Genomic DNA, 23,928 nt, shown 5'->3' with positions numbered 1-23,928 from the left:
TTTTACTCCCAATTACCCACATCCGCATCTGCACCCTCTCCCCCCTGGCGACCATCTGCACCCAATGAATAGATATCAACCGCACCTCCGCGGCTACCGGGCTTCAGGTAGAGATATTCATTACCCCACGGATCTTTTGGCAGGCGATCCAGATAACCCCCGCTTTTCCAGTTTTTGGGGGCGGGAGAGCCTGCTGGCTTGCTCACCAATGCTTCTAACCCCTGATCAGTACTGGGGTGGTTGTAGTTATCCAGTTTGTACAGATCCAGAGCGGTCTGTAGTGCCCGGATATCCTGTTTTGCTTTTGCAATACGCGCATCATCGGGGCGATCCATTACTTTGGGAACCACAATCGTGGCCAGCACCCCGAGAATAACGATAACAACGATCAGCTCTATCAACGTAAAGCCACGTTGCTGCTCTCTTTTAAAGTTCATATGCCTTTCCTAAGTTGATTATTGAATGAGCTGATTAAGATCAAGGATCGGCATCAATATCGCCATTACAATCACCATCACCAAACCACCCATTAACAAAATGATCAGCGGCTCCATAAAGCCTAATAAGGTACCGCGCAGTGTATCCAGCTCGCGCTCAAGGGTTTCTGCTGAACGAAACAGCATCTCTTCTACATTGCCACTCGCCTCGCCACTTGCGACCAGGTGCAGCATGATCGGCGGGAAATAACCACCCGTACCCAGTGCCACTTGCAGACTCGCGCCTTCACGCAGTTTTCTCGCACCTTTTTGTATCGCATCACGCATCGGGATGTTAGACATCACCTGGGCCGAAATATTCATTGCCTCAAGCGCAGGCACACCCGCGCCCAGTAGTGTACCGAAGGTACGCGCAAAGCGTGAAGCGTCTACCCCTTTTAAAACTTTTGAAACCACGGGAATACGCAGCAAGATGTGGTGAAACTGGCGACGAAAGGAGAGCATCCGCAACAGGTATTTGAAGCCTGCGACACCCAACATAAGGATGATCAGCATAATCAGCCAGTAGCCACGAATGATATCACTTGCCCCAATCACCGCAATGGTCAAGGGGGGGAGCGCTTTATCAAGCCCCTCAAACACCTCTACAACCTGTGGCACGACGTAAGCGGTTAGAAACATAATAGCTCCCAATGCCACCAGTGTGAGCGCCAAAGGGTAGATCAACGCCAGCATCATCTTCTGCCCTACCTGCAATGCACCTTCAGCGTAGTCAGCCAGACGTTCCAATACCAACTCCAGGTGCCCAGACTGCTCGCCTGCGGCAACCGTTGCCCGGTACATTTCTGAGAATATTTGTGGAAATTCACTCATGCCAGCAGCCAGCCCGTGCCCCTCAAGCACACGGGAGCGAATCGCCACCAATACTGATTGGGAGCGCCCCTTGCTGGCCTGTTGCGATGCGATACGCAAGGACTCTTCAACGGGCACCCCGGAACGAATCAGGGTCGCCAATTGACGAGTAATCATCGCCAGATCATTATTCGAAATACGCGAGGGGCGGCTCAAACTAAAGCCGCGACGGCTCACCTTCTGTTTAACCGCATTTACCTCAAGCGGCATCCAGCCCTTTTCCCGCAACTGCTGGCGAATCTGTCGTGGCGCATCCCCCTCCAGCACGCCTTTTTGTTCACGGCCCGCTTCATCCACTGCTAAATATTCGAATGCAGCCATGGCTTAATCCTCGCGTGTTACTCGCAACACCTCTTCCAGTGAGGTTTCGCCCGCAAGCACCCGGCGCACACCATCCTGGAAAATGGTTTTTGAGTGTTGGTGTGCATAGGCCTCCATTTGATGTTCACCCGCACCATCGTGAATCATGACACGCAGCGTCTCATCCATCTCGATCAACTCGTAGATTCCGGTTCGACCAATGTATCCTGTCTGACCACAATGATCGCAGCCTGCGGGATAACAGAGCTCCGGTGGTATTTCACACTCAACACTCAGGGTGCGGCAATCCACCTCAGAGGCTGTTCGCACCTCTTTACAGCGTGTGCAGAGCACCCGCACCAGACGCTGTGCCAGCACGCCTAACAGGCTGGAAGAGAGTAAAAATGGCTCAACCCCCATATCACGCAAACGGGTCACAGCACCCACCGCACTGTTGGTATGCAAGGTGGACATTACCAGGTGCCCTGTCAAACTGGCCTGAACTGCAATCTCTGCGGTCTCCAGGTCACGCACCTCGCCCACCATCACCACATCGGGATCCTGGCGTAAAATAGCCCGTAAACCACGGGCAAAGCTCATGTTCACCTTAGTGTTAACATTGGTCTGACTCACCCCTTCCAATGAATACTCGATGGGGTCTTCAACGGTCATGATATTTCGCTGGTTATTATTAATGCGCATCAGAGAGGCGTAGAGCGTGGTTGATTTGCCCGATCCGGTCGGCCCGGTTACCAGCAGAACACCATGGGGCTTGTGGATAATGCGATCCATCCCCGCCATTGCACCTGCCTCCATGCCCAACTGCTCAAGTGTTAAGCACCCCGCCTGTTTATCCAATAGACGCATCACCACCCGCTCACCTTGCCCAGTCGGCAGTGTGGAGACCCGCACGTCGACAGCTCTACCGGCTATTTTTAATGAGATGCGCCCATCTTGTGGCAGGCGTTTTTCAGCAATATCGAGCCGCGCCATTACCTTAATACGGGAGACCAACAGCGGCGCTAATACCCGTTTGGGGCGCAGCACTTCGCGCAGCACACCATCAATACGAAAACGCACCACCATATGTTTTTCGTAAGGCTCGATATGAATATCCGAGGAGCCCTCTTTGATCGCCTGCGCCAGCAGCGCATTGATCAGGCGAATAATGGGAGCATCATCTTCACTTTCGAGTAGATCTTCCGGCTCAGGCAGCTGGTCTGCAACCTGAAACAGGTCAAGGTCTTCATCAATATCATCAGCGGCGGTAATCGCCTGCTCAGAGCCGAGTTCGTACTGTTTTTGCAGCCGCACATCAAACTCGGCCAGCGGCACCTCTTCTAGCGCCATGGGGCACTCCAGAAAGCGCTGTAACTCTGTAATGGCCTGACTCGCCACACCCTCGCGACAAACCACCGATGCAGCCGCACCATCATATCCATTCAGCAGCACACCGTGGCGCTTGGCAAATGCAAAGGGGACTCTCGGCAGGAAGCTGATACTGTGGTCTACCGCTTTAGGCTGCTGCTCATCCATCGACAAAAATATCACTCTCTAGGAAGTCATCTACCTTCTCCACCTTGCCAGAGGGGGCTGGGGTCGTTTGATAACGCAATCCAGGCTCGTCTTCTATCAGCAGAGGTGCGGTCTCTTCAGGCATTAACCCCACACCACGACTACCGTGTTGCATTTGGTACTGGCGGATAGCGTTATACTTTTCGTTGGTTGCTCTCACACTGTCATTACTGGTACGCAACACCGTGGGTTTGAGGAAAACCATAAGATTTGTCTTAAGCTTAGTGGTTTGTTTGTGTCGAAACAGCGCCCCCAACAGTGGAATATCACCCAACAGTGGTACCTTTTGCTCGCTCTCAATCAACTCATCCTTGATCAGGCCACCCAGAACAATCATTTTACCGTCATCCACAATAACACTGGTTTTAAAGGAGCGGGTGTTGGTAATAATATCAGCCGCATTGACTGCGCTGGCGGCCAGGCTATCCACCTTCTGTTCTATATCGAGCTTTACCGAGTTACCCGCATTAATTTGCGGTAGCACCTTTAGCGTCAAACCGACATTTTCACGTTTGATGGTTTGAAAAGGGTTGGTGGCTGAGGAGCTGGCTCCCGTACTCGTGTAAGAACCCGTCAAAAAGGGAACCGTTTGACCGACAACAATTTCGGCCTCCTGATTATCCAAGGTCACAATATTGGGTGTAGAGAGCACATTGGAAGCACCACTACCGTCCAGCGCACGAATCAGTGCGGCAAAGCTCACGCCATTGTCACTCATACGACCTGCGCCAAACAGTGCCCCTTGTATGCTAGGCACTACCGCCCCACCTGAAGCGGCTGCCGCTGCCAAGCCGACAATACTGGATCCGGAGCCACCAAAGTTCACCACCCCGACAGGCGCAACACCGCTTCCCTTGCTGCCAACCAGCCACTGCACACCCAGCTCTGCAGTTTTGTCCATCTGCACCTCAGCAATCACCGCCTCAATCAAGACCTGGGCACGTCGTATATCCAACTTTTGAATCACTGAGCGCAGCGAGCGAAACATCTCAGGTGAAGCGGTAATCACCAGTGCATTGGTGTTTTCATCCGCCTGAATTTGAAAATTATTTTTTGCCGTAGCAGTGGGTGTTTTACTGCCACTGTTCCCCTTGACCTGTCCTTCAGCAACCCCCGTCAGCACCGTCAACAACTCTTTCGCTTTTGCAAATTTCAGATAGATAACATGAGTGTTACCAATATTTTCTGTGGGTGAATCCAGATGGGTAATTAATGCTCGCAGACGTAATCGCTCAGTAGGGTCACCACCCAGTAATATGCTGTTGGTTCGCTCATCAGCCACCAGGGTGGATGCGGTGGCTTGCGGGTCCGCCTTGCGCCCTTGCTGTTGCAGGCTCGTTAACACCCGCACCACTTCCGTGGCAGACGCGTGTTGCAACGGTACAATTTCAATGGCCCCACTGGAGGGGAGGTCAATGCGTTTGATAATCGACAGCAAGCGCTCAACCGTAGAGGCTCGGCTGGAGATAATCAGGCTATTACTCTGTGCATGGGCAGCCAAGTGCCCCTGGGGGGGCACAAGTGGGCGCAAAATCGGCACCAACTGAGCGCCTGAGACGTTCTGAATTTGCACCACACGGGTAACGTGGGCATCACCGGTTGTCACCTTCGAGCGCACATCGCCACCAATGTGTTTTGCATTGGCTGCCGGGACTATTTTAATAATGTCACCACTCTCCACTGCGGCAAAGCCATGCACATCCAGAAGTGAAAGAAACACCTCATACAGCTGCTCTTTCTCCATGGGGTGGGATGAGATCACTGTCACCTTGCCCTTGACCCGAGGGTCTACCACAAAGTTTTTACCGGTCTCTTTTGAGACCATCTCAACCACCGCACCAATTTCGGCATCCTTGAGGTTCAAGGTAATGGCCGCCTGAACCCCACCCGAAAGCAGACAGAGTGCAACGATGATGGCTGTTTTTTTCCAAAACCGAGAGTGTATCGCTCTGTTTTTACCGGTCTGTCCCATAGAATTTCCTGACATGCTGACTTGTTACTCCAGTGAGAACTGGAAAGATTGATTTCGACCATTTCTCTCCACTTCCAGTGAAAGAGATTGAGCACTATTAAGTTTTTGCATCACCGCCAAACCGTTAGCGGGACTATTAAGTGAAATACCATTCACTGTGGTCACGATATCCCCCGGGCGCAAACCAAACTTGTTCAATAAGCTTCTATCTCGCCCCGGCGCAATGCGGTATCCCACCAGCTGCCCATTCCGTCTCACCGGGAAGGTGCGCACAGCCCCTATTAACTGCTGAGGGTCATTCAGTAGCAGCTCTCGATAATTGTGCAGAAGCTGTGTAGCCTCCTCGCTGATGGCCGTACTGGCCCGTGTTGAGCGACCGCGCTCTTTTGTATCCGTAAACGACATACGCTTGCTGGGTAGCGTTAATGTTTCATATACACCATCGCGATCCAGAATAACTCTATCAGCAAAAACCTCATGCAGCCCTACCCCGCCAGGCAGCTCATCACCAATACGGTAGTACCCTTCACGCCGCCTATCGTCCGCAATAATGGCCGCACCAAAAGAGTCACCAGTGGCAATAACACCACGCAGTTCAAGCTTAAGTTTTGTCTCAGGCGCAACAACCGGCTCAGTCGCCTCAGCGACATGCTGAAGCCGTTTTCCAAAAAGCTGATAACGGGAGATTGCGTTGATATCTAAAACAGCCAGATCACTGTACGTATGCTCATTTTTTTCGACAGCCACATAGCCTCTATTTTGCCAGGGGGGGGAGAGCCAATACCACGTCGAACAGGCAAGCTGATAGGCTAACAACAGGATAAGAGCCACAAAAATCAGCGTTGGCAATGACGACTGTGACGCACGCTGCCATAGCTTTATAAAATCCCCTGTCATTGAATTCCTAACACCCTGCTGTTGTCATTACAAACTAACTGAATTATGACATGTTTCCTGTCCATAGAGCTATGGACTCTTGCTACCCAATGGCAATTTAAGGAGCGAAGCCACATTATTTGTGGTTTGATAGGCAATATGAGCAACCGAACACTGGTGCAACTCAGACAGTACCTTCACAACCGGCAGTAAACAGAGCGGGGTATTACGCCCCCCTCGCGCCGTACCTGCGGGCAGCATATCGGGTGAATCGCTCTCCAATACCAAAGAGGTCAAAGGCAGTTGAGACAATGTACGCCGTAAACGTTTCGCCCGCTCATAAGTAGCCGCACCGCCCACGCCCAGAGAGAAACCCAACGCAATATACTGCTGAGCCTGCTGCTCGCTACCCGAAAATGCGTGCACAATACCACCGTCTGGACGAATGCGCCGCAACAGCGCCAAAACTTGATCATGAGCCTTTCGCACATGAAGCATTACCGGCAAGCGAAACGCTTTAGCCATCAATAATTGCGACTCAAAAAGCATGGTCTGCTCTACCGCTTTGCCCTTACCATGATAAAAATCAAGCCCGATCTCACCGACCGCCACCGCACGCCAACAGCCAAGCAATGACCTCAGTCGTACCAGGTCCTCTGTGCGATGCTGTGACATAAATAACGGATGCAGTCCCAACGCACCATACATGCCCTCGGTTTTATCCACTAAATCGATCAATGCGGGCCAGCCCTCGGCATTAACGCCCGGCACAACAAAGCCGGTTATCTTTTGTCGGCGACATCTGGCCAGCAGCGCTTCACGGTCATTTTCAAAAACCGTAAAATCCAAGTGACAGTGACTATCAACCAACCTCATGACAAAATATTAGCCCAAACGACTCATCTATTCTTCCCTCTTGCACCCACACCTAACGCTATGAAACATCCACACTAAGCGAGCGCTGCATGACGAACCACAAAACTGACCTGCAAAACAACTCAACTCACCGTATACTGAGCACCTTAAACTGACTGCACTCAACACTCAAATGCCTCCAATACCCCATCATCGCATCTCGATCGCACCTATGCTCGACTGGAGTGATCGACATTACCGCTACTTCATGCGTCTAATCACCCAGCAGACCCAACTCCACACAGAAATGATCACCTGCGGGGCCATTCTAAAAGGTGACCGTGACTACCTATTAGCGTTTGATGAACGTGAGCACCCACTCTCCATTCAGCTAGGCGGCAGCAACCCCCGTCACCTAGCGGAGTGCGCCCGTATCGTGGAGCAGTATGGGTATGATGAGATCAACCTTAATGTGGGCTGCCCAAGTGACCGGGTACAAGAGGGGCGATTTGGTGCCTGCCTGATGGCTGATGCCACGTTGGTCGCTGAGTGTGTTGATGCAATAAGCCACGCCGTGCAGATACCGGTGACAATAAAAACCCGTACCGGCATAGACCAACAGGATGACTACCCCTTTTTACATCAATTTATTGATACGGTTGCGCAAACTCAATGCCAACATTTCATTATCCATGCCCGCAAAGCCTGGCTAAGTGGTCTCAGCCCAAAAGAAAACAGGGAAATCCCACCACTAAACTACCCACGGGTTTATCAACTAAAAAGTGACTTCCCGCAGCTACAGATCAGTATCAATGGAGGCATTAAGACAGTCGACGAAGCCGCTGCCCACCTTGAGCAAGTTGATGGTGTCATGATTGGCCGAGAAGCCTACCACAACCCCTATATCCTTTCACAGGTAGATCAACGCCTTTACCAAAACACCACTACACCACTCAGTCGAATGGAAATTTTAGCGCTTTTTTACCCCTATGTAGAGCAGAAGTTAAAGAGTGGGGTTCGGTTAAATCAGATCACTCGCCATATACTGGGGCTCTTTCAGGGAATGCCTGGAGCACGTGCCTGGCGTCGCCATCTAAGTGAAAATGCTCACCGGTCAGGTGCCGATAGCCGTGTCATAAGAACAGCCGCATCCTTTATTTCAGTTAACGAGACTGATAAGCCCTATGTGTAACTTAGTGAGGTCTCTGCACAGGCGGGGCTGGAAAGGAAAGAGAGAAGTGAAAAAAAGGTGGATACACTAAGCACCCCTATTTTATTTGAAATAGGGTAGTGTGCTCACTAATAACCAACGCCCCACCTCTTCGTCGTAAACCCAAACCTGCTTGTCAATCACATCGCGCACACTCATCGACTCTTTATCAATGTAATCAATCGTCACGGTTAACTCTGCCCGGTTAAGATCCTCAGAAAGAGTACGCCCCAGGGTGTTATAACCCGCGATATCGATCTGATTGAAGCGCTTAATCAAATCAGTATTAATCGACTGCCCAGAAGCCATGAAGCCAGTCAGTGTATCTTCATGTCCCCAGCGTAGCGCTTTTTCATAACCAATAAGCGACATATCCAGATTATGAAGCCGATCGGGTGTACTGGTACACCCCTGGATTAAAACTAAAGAGAAAACAAGTAACAGTAATTTCATCAGATCCCCTTGCGCTCGCTAACTAAAGCGAGCAGCGACTACTTATTTTTTCTTATTACTGGTTAACCAATCCGACAGCGCAAACAGCAATCCGGTCACCACAAAGACCAAGTGAATTCCGACCTTCCAGGCGAGATCTTCATTGGTAAGACTGCCATCGCCAACGGCAACAAATGCCTTCAGTAGTTCAATACCTGAGATCGCAACGATCGAGCCAATCAATTTCATTTTCAGATCTGAGAAGCTAACAGAACCCATCCAAGATGGACGATCTTCACTATCACCGGTATCAATTTTAGATACAAAATTTTCATAACCGGCAAAAACAATAATCAGCAGCAGGTTTGAAAGCAATACCACATCTACCAGCGTAAGAATACCAATAATGACATCTGTGCCGGTACCGGTAAAAACCATCGTTGCAAAGCCAATAAACTCTTTAACAAACTTCACCAAGAGTAGTGCGATTGCAAAAACCAAACCAAGATAATAAGGCACCAACAGCCAACGGCTGTTAAAGATGACCATCTCTAGAAAGTGTTCAAATTTTTTCAATTTTAACTCCAAAAATAACAGGGTTTAGCTCACATAACGAAGAGCAGACAAGCCTAATCTGCTCTCAATTCTGTCAGTCGAATACGCATTACTACATAGCTTCCAATGAAAACCATGGCAGCGACCAGTAACTGGATAAAGAGTTGGTCCAGTATAAAAAATATAGAGACCCCCCCCATAAACAGCATGGAGGCCATCGCGATATTTCGCACCCGACGGCTGATGGCGCGGTGAGCTTCCCAGTCGCGAATCATCGGCCCAAACAGGCGGTTACCCAATAACCCGTTATAGAGCCGCGAGGATGACTTTGCAAAACAACCCGCAGCCAGCAAAATAAAGGGGGTTGTGGGCAAACCAGGCAGTAGCACCCCCACCAAGGCAAGCGCCAAAAAAAGAAGCCCCAGTGATAAATAAAACCACTTCACCAACATACCCCTAACCCCCAGCGTACGCACATAAACCTATCTAAGTGTAGATTGCTGGCGCAAACAACACTCAATTCCACTTAAATTATAGTGCGCTTAGCAGTAAACAGTGAGGCATATACAACAAGTGCTATAGGAATGGCACGGGTTGTCTGATCATAGCGGTCTGCACTCCAGCCGCCTTCAGCTTCCTAGTGGGCTACTCCTCCAGGCGTATAACAACGGAAGAGGCCTCTCTTAGTCCTTGTGAAAAGGCTTCATAATCAGCATTGCCACGAATACTCATGAGCTGTTGGCGCATTGCCGCACGATCAGCAGCACTGATTTGATCCGCTTCATAGGGCTTAATCGACTTGACCACCACCACCGCATAGTCACCACCCAGCGAAACGGTTCCTGCGCTTATCTCACCGGCAGAGACACGGGGCAATTCAAAGGCACGCTTTGAGATCAGCCGATTAACCGAGGCAGTACCTCGCTCGATCAAACCCAGCTCAACCCATTCCACAGCAAACGCTTCAGCAAGCGCCGAAAAACCAGCATTAGACTCAACCTTTGCAAGCAGCTCCTCACCCAGCGTCTGTGCCTTGGACTCCGCGTATTGGCGGGTCAACCATTCGATAATTTCATCCCGCACGGCATTCAGTGGTTTAGCCTGCGCGGGTGTGTAATCACTGACACGAACCACAATCAAGTGATCATTCCCAATATCTATCGGCTCACTGTTTAATCTCTCTTTCAAAACCTCATCAGAAAATAGTGCCCTTACGATCAAAGGGTTTGCCAATATGCCCTGGGCACCGTTGCGTGTAATACCTTCTGCTTTACTGATTTTAAGGCCCAACTCATCCGCGGCGATTTCCAGATTATCCGGATACTCAAATACCATATTGGTCAGCTGATCGGCCATATCATAGTACAGACGCTCAGCTTCGCTCTGTTTCAGTTCGGCGAGCAGCACATCTTTAACTTCTGCGAAGGCGGGCGTCTCACCTTTTTCAACTTCATCGAGACGGATAATGTGGTAACCAAATTCAGTCGCAACCAGCTCGCTTACCTCCCCCACATTCATAGAAAAAACTTTTGTATCAAATTCAGGCACCATATCGCCACGACGAAAAAACCCCAGATCTCCACCCAGCTCAGATGAACCAAGGTCATCAGAAAACTCTCTAGCTAAGGCTTCAAACGAGTCACCTCCATTCAGTCTAGCCAGCAAATCATTCGCCTTCTCCTCAGCCAGCCGTTTCTCTTCAGCACTTGCTTCAAAGGGTATTTCAATCAATATATGGCTCGCACGGCGCTGTTCAGGAGTGGCCAGTGCCTCTTTTTGATTCTGGTAGGCTTCCTCAAGAGCACGCTCACTTATATCGACACTGCTCTGAAGCGATTCAATCGAAAGCTCAAGGTATTCGACATCCACCTTCTCGGGCATTTTATAGCGATCGATACTCGCACTATACTGTGATTCAATATCATCATTACTGATAACAGCATCGGCAAGGAAACGTGCTGCGGGTATTTGGACATAACTGACCTCACGTTGTTGACGCTCTAGCTTAAGCAGCATGTCGACATCATAGTCAGTAACAATTGCAGAGTCGTGTAACGCGGCATAAAGCTGCTGTGACAACAGATCCCTAGCGACACGTGACTCAAAATAAGCCGCTGATTGGCCCTGCATTTTCAGCGTGGATTCATATGTTGCACGATTGAATGCGCCACCTTCTTGAAATGATGAAACACTCTGGATAACTGCTGCCAACTGGGCTGCGCCAACTTGCAGGCCTTCATCCCGCGCAGTCTGAACCATCAACTCTTGAGAAATCATCCCCTCAAGAACACTTCTTCGCATCTGATCCTCAAACAGGCTGGCATCGTAATTTTCACCCAGCATCTGCTTTAAACGCTGCTCTTGTTGATAGTAGGCACGCTGAAACTCTCGTTGCGAGATATTCACATCATTAATTGTTGCCACATTATCTTCCGCACCGCCCGTGGCATAATCACCAATCCCCCACAGCGCAAAAGGAACAATGATCAGTCCAACGATCACCCATGCAACCCACGTTTGGGCGCGACTACGAATAAAATCAAGCATTGTTAGTACAACTCATGTTGTCTGAATTTAGATATGAAAAAAGGGCACCCGTCGAACGAAGCACCCTTTCTCTTTAATATTGGCGGAGTGGACGGGACTCGAACCCGCGACCCCCGGCGTGACAGGCCGGTATTCTAACCAACTGAACTACCACTCCAGGTGTTCGATCGGGTGTAAGCTGAGCTGGGACGGCAACCCTAAACTAGAGGGGTAATACTCGAACAGCCAGGCAGAACACCCAAAGCTTACGTCTACTTATTAACCGCATCTTTTAACGCTTTACCCGGCTTAAATGCTGGAATTTTAGCTGCAGGTATATCGATGCTATCACCGGTACGGGGGTTTCGACCAGTGCGAGCTGCACGATCACGAACCAAGAATGTACCAAAGCCAATCAACGCAACTTGATCACCTTGCGCAAGTGTTCCACTGATCGCTGCCAGAGTGGCATCTACTGCACGAGCAGCAGAAGCTTTTGACAAATCTGCACTTTCAGCTACTGCATCAACTAGTTCAGTTTTATTCATTTTCAATCCCCTTTTTTATTGCTTGATAGGCGCAATTTCTACGCCCGTTTTTATGGTGTTAACAATTCATATACAGCTTCAGTGTTGCGTTTATATCAACTACAAGCCGCTTGCGTCAACAGGTATACCCAATAGTGGCTGATATTTCATGTTATTTGCTCAAATATCACGCAATTACTCACAAAACCAGACTACACGGCGCTCAGTGGGCTTGCCTGCTTTGTACACTTGTTTTCGCACTGCTCTCTGTTTTTTTCAAGTCCGCACTGGGCACGGGCATAACCTTGAGTGCCAACGCAAACACCTCATCAATCCACTTAACAGGGTGCACATCCACATACTTGAGAATATTATCGGGTATCTCTTTTAGGTCACGCCGGTTTTCATCCGGGATAATGACTGTTTTTATACCACCGCGATGAGCCGCCAGCAGTTTCTCTTTGAGCCCACCAATTGGCAGCACCTCGCCTCTCAGAGTAATTTCACCCGTCATTGCTACATCCGCCTTTACAGGGATATTTGTCAGAGCCGAAACCAGCGCGGTACACATGCCAACGCCCGCGCTAGGTCCATCTTTGGGAATTGCCCCTTCAGGAACATGAATGTGTATATCATTTTGATCGGCAAAATCCGCAGCAATACCTAATGCGGTGGTTCGACTGCGTACCACGGTCAAAGCCGCCTGAATCGACTCCTTCATCACGTCACCCAGCTTGCCGGTAAGAAACTGTTTACCTTTACCTGCAACAACGGCTGTTTCAATCGTCAGCAGGTCTCCACCTGCCTCAGTCCACGCCAGCCCATTCACCTGACCGATACGGTCATCCTCCTCTGCCTCTCCGTAGCGAAAGCGCTGTACGCCCAGGTAATCCTCAAGATTAGCAGCACTGACCTCAACAGTTGTCGCCTTGTCAGCTGAAAGCAACGCCTTTTTAACCACACGGCGGCAGATTTTAGCAAGTTCACGCTCTAGGTTACGCACCCCAGCCTCTCGTGTGTAGTAGCGAATAACATCGCGAATGGCATCCTCAGCAATGGTTATCTCCGACTCCTTGAGCCCATTACTTTTCATCTGTTTTGGCAATAAATAGCGCGATGCGATATTAAACTTTTCATCTTCGGTGTAACCCGGAATTCGAATAACTTCCATACGATCTAGGAGGGGGCCGGGTATGTTCATTGAGTTGGAGGTCGCAATGAACATCACATCAGAGAGGTCGTAATCAACTTCCAAATAGTGGTCTGCAAAGCTATTATTTTGTTCCGGATCGAGCACTTCGAGCATCGCTGATGATGGGTCACCACGGGAGTCAGCGGACATTTTGTCAATTTCATCCAATAAGAAAAGCGGGTTTTTGACCTTTATTTTGGATAAGCTTTGTACAATTTTTCCTGGCATTGAGCCAATATAGGTACGTCGGTGCCCACGAATCTCAGCTTCATCACGAACGCCGCCGAGAGCCATGCGTACAAACTTTCTATTAGTTGCTCGAGCTATGGATTGACCCAACGAAGTCTTTCCCACACCAGGTGGCCCCACCAAGCACAATATGGCACCTTTAACTTTGCCAACACGCTGCTGGACTGCAAGGTACTCCAGTATGCGCTCTTTTACTTCACTCAGGCCATAGTGATCTTCGTCGAGTACTTTTTGCGCACGAACCAGGTCATTTCTGACTTTTGTCCGTTTTTTCCAAGGAACCCCTGTCAACCACTCAATATAATTTCGAACCACGGTCGCCTCAGCCGACATGGGTGACATCATTTTCAGCTTGTTCAGCTCAGCATTGGCCTTCTCGGTGGCCACTTTACTCATGCCTGCCGCTTTAATTTTAGATGATAACTCGTCGATTTCACTCTGCGCTTCATCCATCTCACCTAGCTCTTTCTGAATAGCCTTCATCTGCTCATTCAAATAGTATTCGCGTTGGTTCTTCTCCATTTGCCGCTTAACTCGGCCACGAATGCGCCTCTCGACTTCGAGAAGGTCAATCTCATTTTCCATGAAGCCAATCGTTAGTTCCAGCCGTTCACGCACATCTTCTGTTTCAAGTAGTTTTTGCTTTTCAGCAATCTTCAGTGACATATGAGCTGCGATGGTATCTGCCAAACGCGCAGGATCATCAATACCGGATAGCGATGAGAGTATTTCGGGCGGGATTTTTTTGTTGAGCTTCACATATTGATCGAATTGAGCCAGCACAGAGCGGGTCAAAACTTCCACTTCACGCTCATCTAGATCATGAGCAGAAAAGGTGGTCACCTGTGCTTTAAAGTAATCATCTGAAGCCAAAAAGTGGATGATTTTGGCACGCTCACCGCCCTCGACCAATACCTTGATCGTGCCATCAGGCAGTTTCAAGAGCTGAAGAATATTTGCCAGTGTACCGATGCGGTAGACATCGTCAGGGGTGGGGTCATCATCTGAGGCATTTTGCTGGGCAACAAGCAGCACCTGCTTATCATCTTTCATTGCGGCTTCTAATGACTTGATCGACTTTTCTCTGCCGACAAAGAGAGGAATCACCATGTAGGGGTAGACAACAACATCACGCAGCGGAAGAACAGGTACTGCAAGCAGCTGGTCTTCGATTATTTCTGATGATTTATCTTTTTGGGGCATTGCAAAGAATCCTCTCTGGTCTCTCCAGTTCAATGGAGACTACTTAAAACTACATTGCCCTAGAATGGCGATAGATTCTTTGCAAATCAACCCTTAGCTGAAAATTTAGTTCTTAGCCGCCACCCGGGGTGCTTGCTCACCACCATCATGAACCAACAGTGGCTTTGAATCGCCAGAGACAACATCGGCATCAATGACGACCTTGGAAACATCTTGCATTGATGGAATATCATACATTGTATCTAGCAGTATATTCTCCATGATTGAACGAAGTCCTCGCGCACCCGTTTTACGTTTCATTCCTTTTTTCGCTACTGCATGCAACGCATCATCACGAAACTCTAAGTCACACCCCTCCATCTCAAATAGACGTGCATACTGTTTGATCAGTGCATTTTTAGGCTCCGTCAGGATCTGAATAAACGCCTCTTCGTCCAGCTGTTCCAGGGTAGCAATAACAGGCAGTCGTCCAACAAACTCCGGAATCAGCCCAAAACGAACCAGGTCATCAGGCTCAACATCGGCAAGCGCTACGCCAGGAGCTTCATGTTCACTATCGCCCTTCACTTGCGCGGAAAAACCAATACCAGATTTTTCAGTTCGATCCCGAATCACTTTCTCTAGACCATCAAATGCACCGCCACAGATAAAGAGAATATTAGATGTATTCACCTGCAAAAACTCTTGCTGAGGATGTTTACGCCCCCCTTGAGGGGGAACAGACGCCACCGTGCCTTCGATCAGCTTTAACAGGGCCTGCTGAACGCCTTCACCGGAGACATCACGGGTAATTGAGGGGTTATCTGATTTGCGGGAAATTTTATCAATTTCATCTAGGTAGACAATGCCCGTCTGGGCTCGCTCGACATCATAATCACACTTTTGAAGAAGCTTCTGGATGATATTTTCTACATCTTCACCAACATAACCCGCTTCCGTTAACGAGGTAGCATCGGCAATTGTAAAAGGAACATTAAGCAGGCGTGCAAGGGTCTCAGCCAATAGAGTTTTTCCGCTGCCAGTAGGCCCGATCAACAAGATATTGCTCTTGGACAACTCAACCTCATCGCCCTTAATCAAGCTTTTTAGTCTCTTGTAGTGGTTATAGACCGCTACAGAGAGCACTTTTTTGGCTCGTTCTTGGCCGATAACATACTCATTAAGGCGCTGACTTATTTCATGTGGAGTTGGCAGCCTCTCACTGTCATCATCCGGTGCCTGCTCATCAATCTCTTCACGAATAATTTCGTTACAGAGTTCAACACACTCATCACATACATAGACGGAAGGGCCAGCAATCAGCTTACGAACTTCATGCTGGCTTTTCCCACAAAATGAACAGTAGAGCAGCTTATCATCATCGCCTGAATTCTGTTTATCGTCACTCATCTCTTAGGCCTTACTGGTATACAGGTTAATCTCATCACTCTCTAACAAGCACAAATGATTCACGCACAGGGGCATTCTACTCAGCCGTTACTGCTCGCTTATCAAGTACTTCGTCGATTAAGCCATACTCTTTAGCTTCTGCCGCACTCATGAAATTATCCCGGTCGGTATCTTTTGCGATAACATCCAAAGGTTGTCCTGTGTGGCTAGAAAGGACATTATTGAGGCGATCGCGGATTTGCAGGATCTCCCTGGCATGGATTTCAATATCTGAGGCCTGCCCTTGGAAACCACCAAGTGGCTGGTGAATCATGACTCGTGAGTGAGGTAACGCAAAACGTTTTCCCTCAGCACCACCCGCAAGGAGGAGCGCACCCATACTTGCCGCTTGGCCGATACACATACTGCTCACATCGCATTTGATAAACTGCATCGTGTCGTAGATCGACATACCTGCCGTCACGGAGCCACCTGGAGAGTTGATATAGAGGTGAATATCTTTTTCTGGATTTTCAGACTCCAGAAAAAGTAGCTGTGCCACAATCAGGTTGGCCATATAATCTTCCACCGGGCCAACCAGAAATATAACCCGCTCTTTTAGCAAGCGAGAGTAAATATCATACGATCGCTCACCTCGAGCAGTTTGCTCGACCACCATCGGCACTAGGCCACTTTGAATATCCTTCATAACACCTTTTCTTTTCTAGGCTAATTAGCCCGAATAATTCATGATTATTTTGTGCTAGACTTTATGTATTAACTCGCCACCAGCTTAATTATCCATAATATGGATTGTTGACGAGTAAATACATAAAGTCCGATGGTATTAGACAATCATTATTCCATAAAAAAAGACTTCTGGAATAATGAGTTGCGAGTTAATACATATCAGGAGACTGTCGGACTTAGAGTGAATCTACTGCGGAAAAGCCATTCAGGCCCATTTCTCCGATCATTTTCGTTGAATATGCTCAATATTCGCCTCAAACAATCAAAAAAACGGACTCAAAATGGCTTTCCCTCGCTACGATCACCTAAGCCCGACAGCCTCCTAGCTGAAATCTAACCAGACTTAATCAGAGTTCCCTTAAGATTTAACCATCTCATCAAAAGTCGACGGCACTTCAGTCACTTTAACCGCATCGAGAACGAAGTCAACAATCATATCTTCCAAAACAACTGCCTCTACATCTGAGCGTCTACCTGCATCATTGAAGTACCAATCAATAACCTGCTGTGGATCATCATAAGTCGACGCCATTTTTTCAACTTCAGCCCGTAACCGCTCAGGCGTTACGCTTAGGTTATTTTCTTTGATAATTTTAGAGAATATCAGGCCGATGGCAACGCGTTTCTTTGATGCTTCAGCCATTTCTGCGCGCTGCTCATCACTCACGTTTTCGAGCGGAGTATTTGAACGCTCGGCAGATGCTTGTACATCTTGCTCAATTAGCGCATTGGGCACCGCTACCTCATTAATTTCAAACAACTTCTCTGTCACTTGCCTCTTAAGCGCTGCACGCAATGCATTATCAAGTTCAAGCTGCATACTTTTTGCTATTTGCGCACGCAGCTCATCAACACTGCCGCTTTCTATACCAAGTGATTTAACAAACTCCTCATCAAGTGCCGCAATAGCAGGCTCTTCGACTGTGTTTACAGTAACTGCAAACTGGACGGGTTTTCCAGCCATCTCTTTGGCATGGTACGCTTCTGGAAAACTGAGATCCAAGGTGCGCTCTTCACCGGCTACAGCTCCAACCAGTTGATCTTCAAACCCAGCAATCATACGCCCAGCCCCAAGCTCTACTGGCATCTTTTCCGCTGCACCACCCGCAAACTCCTCACCATCTATAGAGCCTTTAAAGTCGATATTAACACGATCTTTATCGGTAGCCGCACGCTCAACCACCTGCCAGGCAGAGCGCTGCTTGCGCACCTTGTCAATCATGGCATCAATATCAGGCGCTGAGATTTCAACCACTGGCTTCTCGACCGTCAGTGACTCCATTGCCGCGAGGGTCACATCAGGGTACACCTCGAAGGTTGCAATATATAAAAGCCCACCATCTTCTGCCAATGGCTGTGGGTCGATTGAGGGTGAACCGACAGGCTGTAACTTTTCGTTTGTAATCGCCTCATAGAATGTACTTTGAATAACCTCACCAATAACCTCTTGCAACACTTGGCCATGGTGACGCTTTCTAATGACGTTCATGGGTACTTTACCCGCACGAAAACCATCGATACGTGCTGTTCGCGCAATTGATTTCAAGCGGCTGTCAACTTCAGACTTGATACGCTCCTCAGGGACCTCGACCTTCATGCGGCGCTCTAGAACGGATGTTGTTTCTACTGAAACCTGCATAAGATACTCCTTAAGAAAAACTCATTACATTAACGTAAAAAAAAGAGCTCATAAAGAGCTCTTTCGATAATATGGTGCGAAAGGAGAGACTCGAACTCTCACAGGTTGCCCCACTGGAACCTAAATCCAGCGCGTCTACCAATTCCGCCACTTTCGCTTTTTAAACTTGTTCCACACCGCTTACAAACACTCCTTGCCATCACAAGAGGCTGTCATTTAGCAGGTGTTAAGATAGTTGTATTTATTGTAACACGAAGGCCAAACCTAGCACGACCTCTAAAACAGGTGGTGCAGTAGACCACATCCACACCCACTAAGCAAGATCATTCAAAGTAAATCATAGCCCCTCTGCTTTCGCCAAGCGTCTGACACTCATCCTGCCATGTGGTTTTATATCTATAATGCTGTCATACAGAGCGTCATCAGCCCCGCCGGAAATATCCCAAGCGCCAATACAGCCAATGAGTTGAGACTCAATACAATCTTCATATCGCTCCCAGCAACAATAGGGTTAGTGTCCTCCGCCTTATCGAAATACATCACTTTAATGACTCGAAGGTAATAAAAGGCACCGACAATAGAGAAGATAACCGCAAGCACAGCCAACCAGACAAAGCCCGCACTAACCACTGACTCAAGCACGGCCAGCTTTGCGTAGAATCCCAGAGCGGGTGGAACACCTGCCATAGAGAGCATGAGAATCATCATCATAAGAGCAAACCATGGGCTTCTGTCGTTCAAGCCTTTGAAGTCATCAATCTTGTCAGCTTCGAAACCTTGGCGACTCAGTAAAATAATCATACCGAAGCCACCTAGCCCCATAATGACATAGGAGATAACATAGAACATCGCAGCTGAGTAACCGAAGGTAGTACCTGTCATCACACCAAGCAGTATAAAACCAACATGTGCGATGGTTGAGTAAGCCAGCATCCGCTTAATATTGCCCTGCGCGATTGCGATTATATTACCGACACCCATAGACAAAATAGCCAATATAATCAACATCTCTTGCCAGTGAACATGCAGCCCTTGCATTCCCTCAACAAGCATACGCATCACCATTGCAAATGCTGCTAATTTCGGAGCAGTACCAATAAACAGTGTTACGGGCGTGGGAGCACCGTGATAAACATCAGGAATCCACATGTGGAAAGGAACCGCACCTAACTTAAATGCAAGACCAATAATCACAAATACCAGACCAAAGATCAGTACAATATTATTGTGGTCAGCGGCCATCACTCTCTCGCCGACAACCGCAATATCCAATGATCCGGTCATACCATAGAGTATCGACATACCATAGAGCAGAAGGCCGGATGCCAGGGCACCCAAAATAAAGTACTTCATGGCGGCTTCCGTCGAAGCTTCTGAGTCACGATTCAACGCAACCATGGCGTATAGGCAGAGCGAAAGTAGCTCTAGACCAAGGTAAATAGTAATAAAGCTGTGGGCTGAGACCATAATCATCATACCCAGCACAGCAAACAGTGAGAGAACGTAAAACTCGCCCTTGAGCAGGTCACGCTGAAGTAGATAATCCCGTGAATAGATCAGAACACATGCAGTTGTCAGATAGATGAACACCTTTAGCAGTGCTGACATAGGATCTGCAACATAGCTACCACTGAAGGTGTAAACTGGCTCAGGACTGTGTAGCGTTATGGTTAAGACCGCCGCTATGGCGAGCGTTGCCAGCGACAGAATATAGGTCAGTACACGCCCTTTATCCGTAACGAACAAATCTAATAACAGGATGACACACGCCATACCGAGCACAAACATCTCAGGTATCGCAGGCGTAAAATTCGGCACTTCAAAATTCATACTCTATTACTCGACCTTGTTATAGTTTAGAGCTGCTGATTTGGTAAATCAGATTATCTACAGTTGGGTGCATCACTTCAAGTAACGGTGCTGGCCATATACCCAGCACAAGTACCGCAATGGCCAGGGTGGCTAATATGAAAAACTCTCGCTTGTTCAAATCTTCAAGTTTTTCTACATTTTCATTGCTGACCTCACCAAAGAAGACTCGCTTAATCATCCATAGTGTATATGCCGCACCGATAATCAGCGTTGTTCCTGCCAAAAAGGCAATCCAGAAGTTGGCTTTAAATGCGCTAAGGATAACCATAAACTCCCCAACAAATCCGGATGTTCCAGGTAACCCGGCATTGGCCATGGCGAATAAAACTGCAAAGGCTGCAAACCATGGCATTTTCTCGGCCACTCCCCCATAAGAGCTGATTTCTCGGCTATGCATACGATCGTATAGAACCCCTATACAGAGGAACATGGCACCCGAGACAAAACCATGGGAGATCATCTGAACCATCGCGCCTTCCAGTCCCAACGCTGCACCTGACATCGAGCCAGTATTGGAAAAAATCAAGAATGGCACAAAGAGGCCTAGTGTTACAAAGCCCATATGGGCGATAGATGAGTATGCTACTAGTTTTTTCATATCGGATTGTGCCAGCGCAACAAAACCGATATAGACGATTCCGATCAATGAGAGGGCAATCACCAGCCATGCCAGATCAGCACTCGCATCCGGGGTTATCGGCAAACTGAACCTCAAGAAGCCATAAGCACCTAGTTTAAGCATAATAGCGGCCAGAATAACCGACCCACCTGTCGGCGCTTCCACGTGCGCATCAGGCAACCAAGTATGCACCGGCCACATAGGAACCTTGACTGCAAATGCAATCAGGAATGCCAGGAATATCCATATCTGCGCCGTCATGCCCAGCGACATATCCTGCATACCAAGAATAGAGAAGCTACCTGACTCCATATACATGTAGATCAGTGCAATCAGCATGAACACTGAGCCAAAAAAGGTATATAAGAAAAACTTGATCGTCGCATAAACCCGGCGAGGGCCGCCCCAGATACCAATAACAAGAAACATTGGAATCAGCAGCGCTTCCCAAAACACATAGAACAAGACCGCATCAAGTGCTGCAAAAACACCGTTCATGAAACCCATCATAATCAAGAATGAGCCCATGTAGAGTGCGGGCTTGTGCTTGATAACTTCCCATCCTGCCAATACCACTAAAACCGTGGAAAAGGTTGTCAAAATAATCAACGGCATTGAGATACCATCGACACCGAGGTGGTAAAAGACATTGAATGCGGGAATCCACGAAACATGCTCAACAAACTGCATCTCGTGCGTGGTCAGATCAAAACCTGTATAGAGCAATATAGATAAGAAAAAGGTCACAACCGCAACAGTCAGCGCCAGAATTCGCGCAAGCGGTGCTTTCTCCTCTGAATGACAGGCAAGTACAAACAGGGCTCCGATAATCGGCACCCAAATAACCAGACTGAGTAGTGGCAAATCTGACATTTAAATCATAACCTTTTTTATTATTTGATTACTTGAGCAAAATCCAGCTCAGCAACAACAACAGACCAATAATCATTGAGAATGCATAGTGATAGAGGTAACCGGTCTGAATGCGGCGAGCCTTCGCGGCAATCCAACCTACAGCATTTGCGGTTCCATTGACCATTATGCCGTCAATAATCATCACATCACCCACCTTCCAGAAGAAGCGACCCAGCATCCGTGATCCATTGGCAAAAAACACTTCATTAAAGCGATCAAAGCCGTAATTATTTTCGAGGATCGTATTAATGGGCTTAAATGTTTTCTGGATTTTTCCGGGTAAATCGCGACGCTTTATATAGAGGAACCAGGCCAAGCCAACCCCTCCCGCGGCAAGATAAATAGCAGGGCCTGCGAACGCATGCGCTACAAAGCCGACTACACCTGTGTAATAACCGCCTACAATTGCCAACGTATCGCGTTCCGGAGAAACATAGATTGAGTTGCCGAAAAAATCACCAAATAGCATGGGGCCAATAAAATAACCACCGGCGAGAACGGATGGTATCGCAAGAGCTATCAGCGGCCAAGTAACGACCTTGGGTGACTCATGTAGGTGTTGTTTGGTGTGTTCATCCATACGCTCTTTACCATGGAACACCAAAAAGAACATGCGAAAACTGTAGAACGCGGTAACAAATACGCCCAACAAGATACACACATAAGCAAAACCCGCTCCGGCTATTTCTGAGTGGCGTACCGCCTCAATAATGGCATCTTTAGAGAAAAAACCTGAGAAAAATGGAAAGCCGATCAACGCAAGGGAGCCGACCAACATTGCCCCATAGGTAATTGGCAGGTACTTTTTCAACCCTCCCATCTTGCGAATATCTTGTTCATGATGCATCGCGATAATCACCGACCCTGCAGCAAGAAACAGCAGTGCTTTGAAAAACGCATGCGTCATTAGATGGAACACGCCTGCGGCGTAAGCAGATGCACCCAGCGCCACCGTCATATAGCCCAGCTGAGAAAGCGTTGAATAAGCTATAACTCGCTTGATGTCGTTTTGGATAATACCGAGAAAGCCCATCGAGAGTGCCGTTATTGCACCAATCACCAGAATAAAGCTCAACGCAGTGGTTGATTGCTCATAAAGTGGTGACATCCGTGCAACCATGTAGATACCCGCCGTTACCATGGTGGCGGCGTGTATCAGTGCAGAAATCGGTGTAGGGCCTTCCATGGAATCAGGAAGCCAAACGTGAAGTGGTACCTGCGCAGATTTACCCATCGCGCCAATAAACAGTAGGATACAAATGACGGTCATCAGTGACCAGTCCAAGCCTGGTATCACCTGTATTGTTAAGTCAGCCATCATCGGTGCCACATCAAACACCTCGGCATAGTCGAGGGTATTGAAGTACATAAGCACAGCGGCGATACCCAGCAGGAAGCCAAAATCACCCACTCGGTTAACCAAAAATGCTTTTAAGTTTGCATAGATTGCGGTCTCTTTTTTATACCAGAACCCAATCAGTAGATACGAGACCAACCCCACGGCTTCCCAGCCAAAGAAAAGCTGCATGAAGTTATTAGCCATCACCAGGGTCAGCATGGAGAAAGTAAATAGTGATATGTAACTGAAAAAACGTTGGTAACCGGGGTCATCTTTCATATAGCCGATGGTGTAAATATGTACCATCAAAGATATGAAAGTCACGACAATCATCATCATCGCTGTCAGCTCATCAACCAAAAAACCGATTTCAAACTTTATACCATCACTGATCAACCAAGTATAAACGGATGCATTATAGCTCTCCGCACCGTCAATTATAATGTGCTTAAAAACAACAACAGAGAGAAGAAAAGAGACCGCCACACCGATATTAGTCACCCAGTGCGCGCCTGATCGACCGATCTGCTTACCAAACAGACCTGCGATGATCGCACCAATCAGTGGTGCCAACACAATAGCGAGATAAACGTTATGCATAGAGT

The 23,928-nt window shown here is 48.3% G+C and carries 19 protein-coding genes and 2 tRNA genes; 1 reads left to right on the top strand and 20 read right to left on the bottom strand.

Going from position 1 to position 23,928, the window contains the following annotated elements; all coding sequences use genetic code 11:
• Positions 1 to 2 precede the first annotated feature (2 nt).
• The 6 genes from gspG to L3J94_03420 all read right to left on the bottom strand — a co-directional run bounded on the left by gspG (position 3) and on the right by L3J94_03420 (position 6,948).
• Positions 3 to 437 carry a type II secretion system major pseudopilin GspG gene (gene gspG, locus L3J94_03445; protein MCF6217809.1) on the bottom strand — a complete coding sequence of 145 codons (435 nt, stop codon included), beginning with the start codon at positions 435 to 437 and terminating at the stop codon, positions 3 to 5.
• Between the two features lie 18 nt (positions 438 to 455).
• A complete protein-coding gene (gene gspF, locus L3J94_03440) occupies positions 456 to 1,670 on the bottom strand; it encodes a type II secretion system inner membrane protein GspF (GenBank protein ID MCF6217808.1) in 1,215 nt (404 codons plus the stop codon).
• 3 nt (positions 1,671 to 1,673) lie between these two features.
• Positions 1,674 to 3,185, bottom strand: a complete 1,512-nt coding sequence (gspE, locus tag L3J94_03435; GenBank protein ID MCF6217807.1) for a type II secretion system ATPase GspE — start codon at positions 3,183 to 3,185, stop codon at positions 1,674 to 1,676.
• A complete protein-coding gene (gspD, locus tag L3J94_03430) occupies positions 3,178 to 5,196 on the bottom strand; it encodes a type II secretion system secretin GspD (GenBank protein MCF6217806.1) in 2,019 nt (672 codons plus the stop codon). The genes gspE and gspD overlap by 8 nt, the downstream gene beginning before the upstream one ends.
• A 24-nt stretch (positions 5,197 to 5,220) precedes the next feature.
• The gene (gene gspC / locus L3J94_03425; GenBank protein ID MCF6217805.1) at positions 5,221 to 6,093 is read right to left on the bottom strand and encodes a type II secretion system protein GspC; all 873 of its coding nucleotides are present in this window, start codon (positions 6,091 to 6,093) and stop codon (positions 5,221 to 5,223) included.
• Between the two features lie 69 nt (positions 6,094 to 6,162).
• On the bottom strand, positions 6,163 to 6,948 hold the full coding sequence (locus L3J94_03420) for a TatD family hydrolase (GenBank protein MCF6217804.1): 786 nt from the start codon (positions 6,946 to 6,948) through the stop codon (positions 6,163 to 6,165).
• 172 nt (positions 6,949 to 7,120) lie between these two features.
• On the opposite strand from L3J94_03420, the gene dusA reads away from it, so the two are divergent.
• The gene (gene dusA, locus L3J94_03415) at positions 7,121 to 8,119 is read left to right on the top strand and encodes a tRNA dihydrouridine(20/20a) synthase DusA (protein ID MCF6217803.1); all 999 of its coding nucleotides are present in this window, start codon (positions 7,121 to 7,123) and stop codon (positions 8,117 to 8,119) included.
• 81 nt (positions 8,120 to 8,200) lie between these two features.
• On the opposite strand, the gene L3J94_03410 is transcribed toward dusA, so the two are convergent.
• The 14 genes from L3J94_03410 to nuoL form a co-directional block, all read right to left on the bottom strand.
• A complete protein-coding gene (locus tag L3J94_03410) occupies positions 8,201 to 8,590 on the bottom strand; it encodes a hypothetical protein (protein MCF6217802.1) in 390 nt (129 codons plus the stop codon).
• A gap of 42 nt (positions 8,591 to 8,632) precedes the next feature.
• Positions 8,633 to 9,145 carry a TIGR00645 family protein gene (locus tag L3J94_03405; protein MCF6217801.1) on the bottom strand — a complete coding sequence of 171 codons (513 nt, stop codon included), beginning with the start codon at positions 9,143 to 9,145 and terminating at the stop codon, positions 8,633 to 8,635.
• 53 nt (positions 9,146 to 9,198) lie between these two features.
• On the bottom strand, positions 9,199 to 9,570 hold the full coding sequence (locus tag L3J94_03400) for a YbaN family protein (GenBank protein MCF6217800.1): 372 nt from the start codon (positions 9,568 to 9,570) through the stop codon (positions 9,199 to 9,201).
• A 199-nt stretch (positions 9,571 to 9,769) separates the two neighbouring features.
• Positions 9,770 to 11,671, bottom strand: coding sequence for a SurA N-terminal domain-containing protein (locus L3J94_03395; GenBank protein MCF6217799.1), 1,902 nt, complete (start codon positions 11,669 to 11,671; stop codon positions 9,770 to 9,772).
• 80 nt (positions 11,672 to 11,751) lie between these two features.
• Positions 11,752 to 11,828, bottom strand: a tRNA-Asp gene (locus L3J94_03390).
• Positions 11,829 to 11,922: 94 nt separating this feature from the next.
• A complete protein-coding gene (locus L3J94_03385) occupies positions 11,923 to 12,198 on the bottom strand; it encodes an HU family DNA-binding protein (GenBank protein MCF6217798.1) in 276 nt (91 codons plus the stop codon).
• A 202-nt stretch (positions 12,199 to 12,400) separates the two neighbouring features.
• Complete coding sequence (gene lon, locus L3J94_03380; GenBank protein MCF6217797.1) at positions 12,401 to 14,821, bottom strand: endopeptidase La; 2,421 nt, start codon at positions 14,819 to 14,821, stop codon at positions 12,401 to 12,403.
• A 105-nt stretch (positions 14,822 to 14,926) separates the two neighbouring features.
• Entirely contained in the window at positions 14,927 to 16,210 is a 1,284-nt protein-coding gene (gene clpX / locus L3J94_03375) for an ATP-dependent Clp protease ATP-binding subunit ClpX (GenBank protein MCF6217796.1), read from the bottom strand.
• A gap of 76 nt (positions 16,211 to 16,286) precedes the next feature.
• Positions 16,287 to 16,898 carry an ATP-dependent Clp endopeptidase proteolytic subunit ClpP gene (gene clpP / locus L3J94_03370; protein MCF6217795.1) on the bottom strand — a complete coding sequence of 204 codons (612 nt, stop codon included), beginning with the start codon at positions 16,896 to 16,898 and terminating at the stop codon, positions 16,287 to 16,289.
• Between the two features lie 399 nt (positions 16,899 to 17,297).
• Complete coding sequence (gene tig / locus L3J94_03365; GenBank protein ID MCF6217794.1) at positions 17,298 to 18,578, bottom strand: trigger factor; 1,281 nt, start codon at positions 18,576 to 18,578, stop codon at positions 17,298 to 17,300.
• Positions 18,579 to 18,650: 72 nt separating this feature from the next.
• Positions 18,651 to 18,735: transfer RNA gene (locus L3J94_03360), tRNA-Leu, on the bottom strand.
• Positions 18,736 to 18,974: 239 nt separating this feature from the next.
• Positions 18,975 to 20,408, bottom strand: a complete 1,434-nt coding sequence (gene nuoN, locus L3J94_03355; GenBank protein ID MCF6217793.1) for an NADH-quinone oxidoreductase subunit NuoN — start codon at positions 20,406 to 20,408, stop codon at positions 18,975 to 18,977.
• 19 nt (positions 20,409 to 20,427) lie between these two features.
• Positions 20,428 to 21,942, bottom strand: coding sequence for an NADH-quinone oxidoreductase subunit M (locus tag L3J94_03350; GenBank protein ID MCF6217792.1), 1,515 nt, complete (start codon positions 21,940 to 21,942; stop codon positions 20,428 to 20,430).
• Positions 21,943 to 21,970: 28 nt separating this feature from the next.
• Positions 21,971 to 23,923, bottom strand: a complete 1,953-nt coding sequence (gene nuoL / locus L3J94_03345; protein ID MCF6217791.1) for an NADH-quinone oxidoreductase subunit L — start codon at positions 23,921 to 23,923, stop codon at positions 21,971 to 21,973.
• Positions 23,924 to 23,928: the final 5 nt, after the last annotated feature.

This window comes from Gammaproteobacteria bacterium (assembly GCA_021647245.1).
In the GTDB taxonomy this organism is placed as follows: domain Bacteria; phylum Pseudomonadota; class Gammaproteobacteria; order RBG-16-57-12; family RBG-16-57-12; genus JAFLJP01.
Note: the sequence above shows the minus strand (reverse complement) of the source record. Positions and strands in the feature narration are given on the sequence as shown.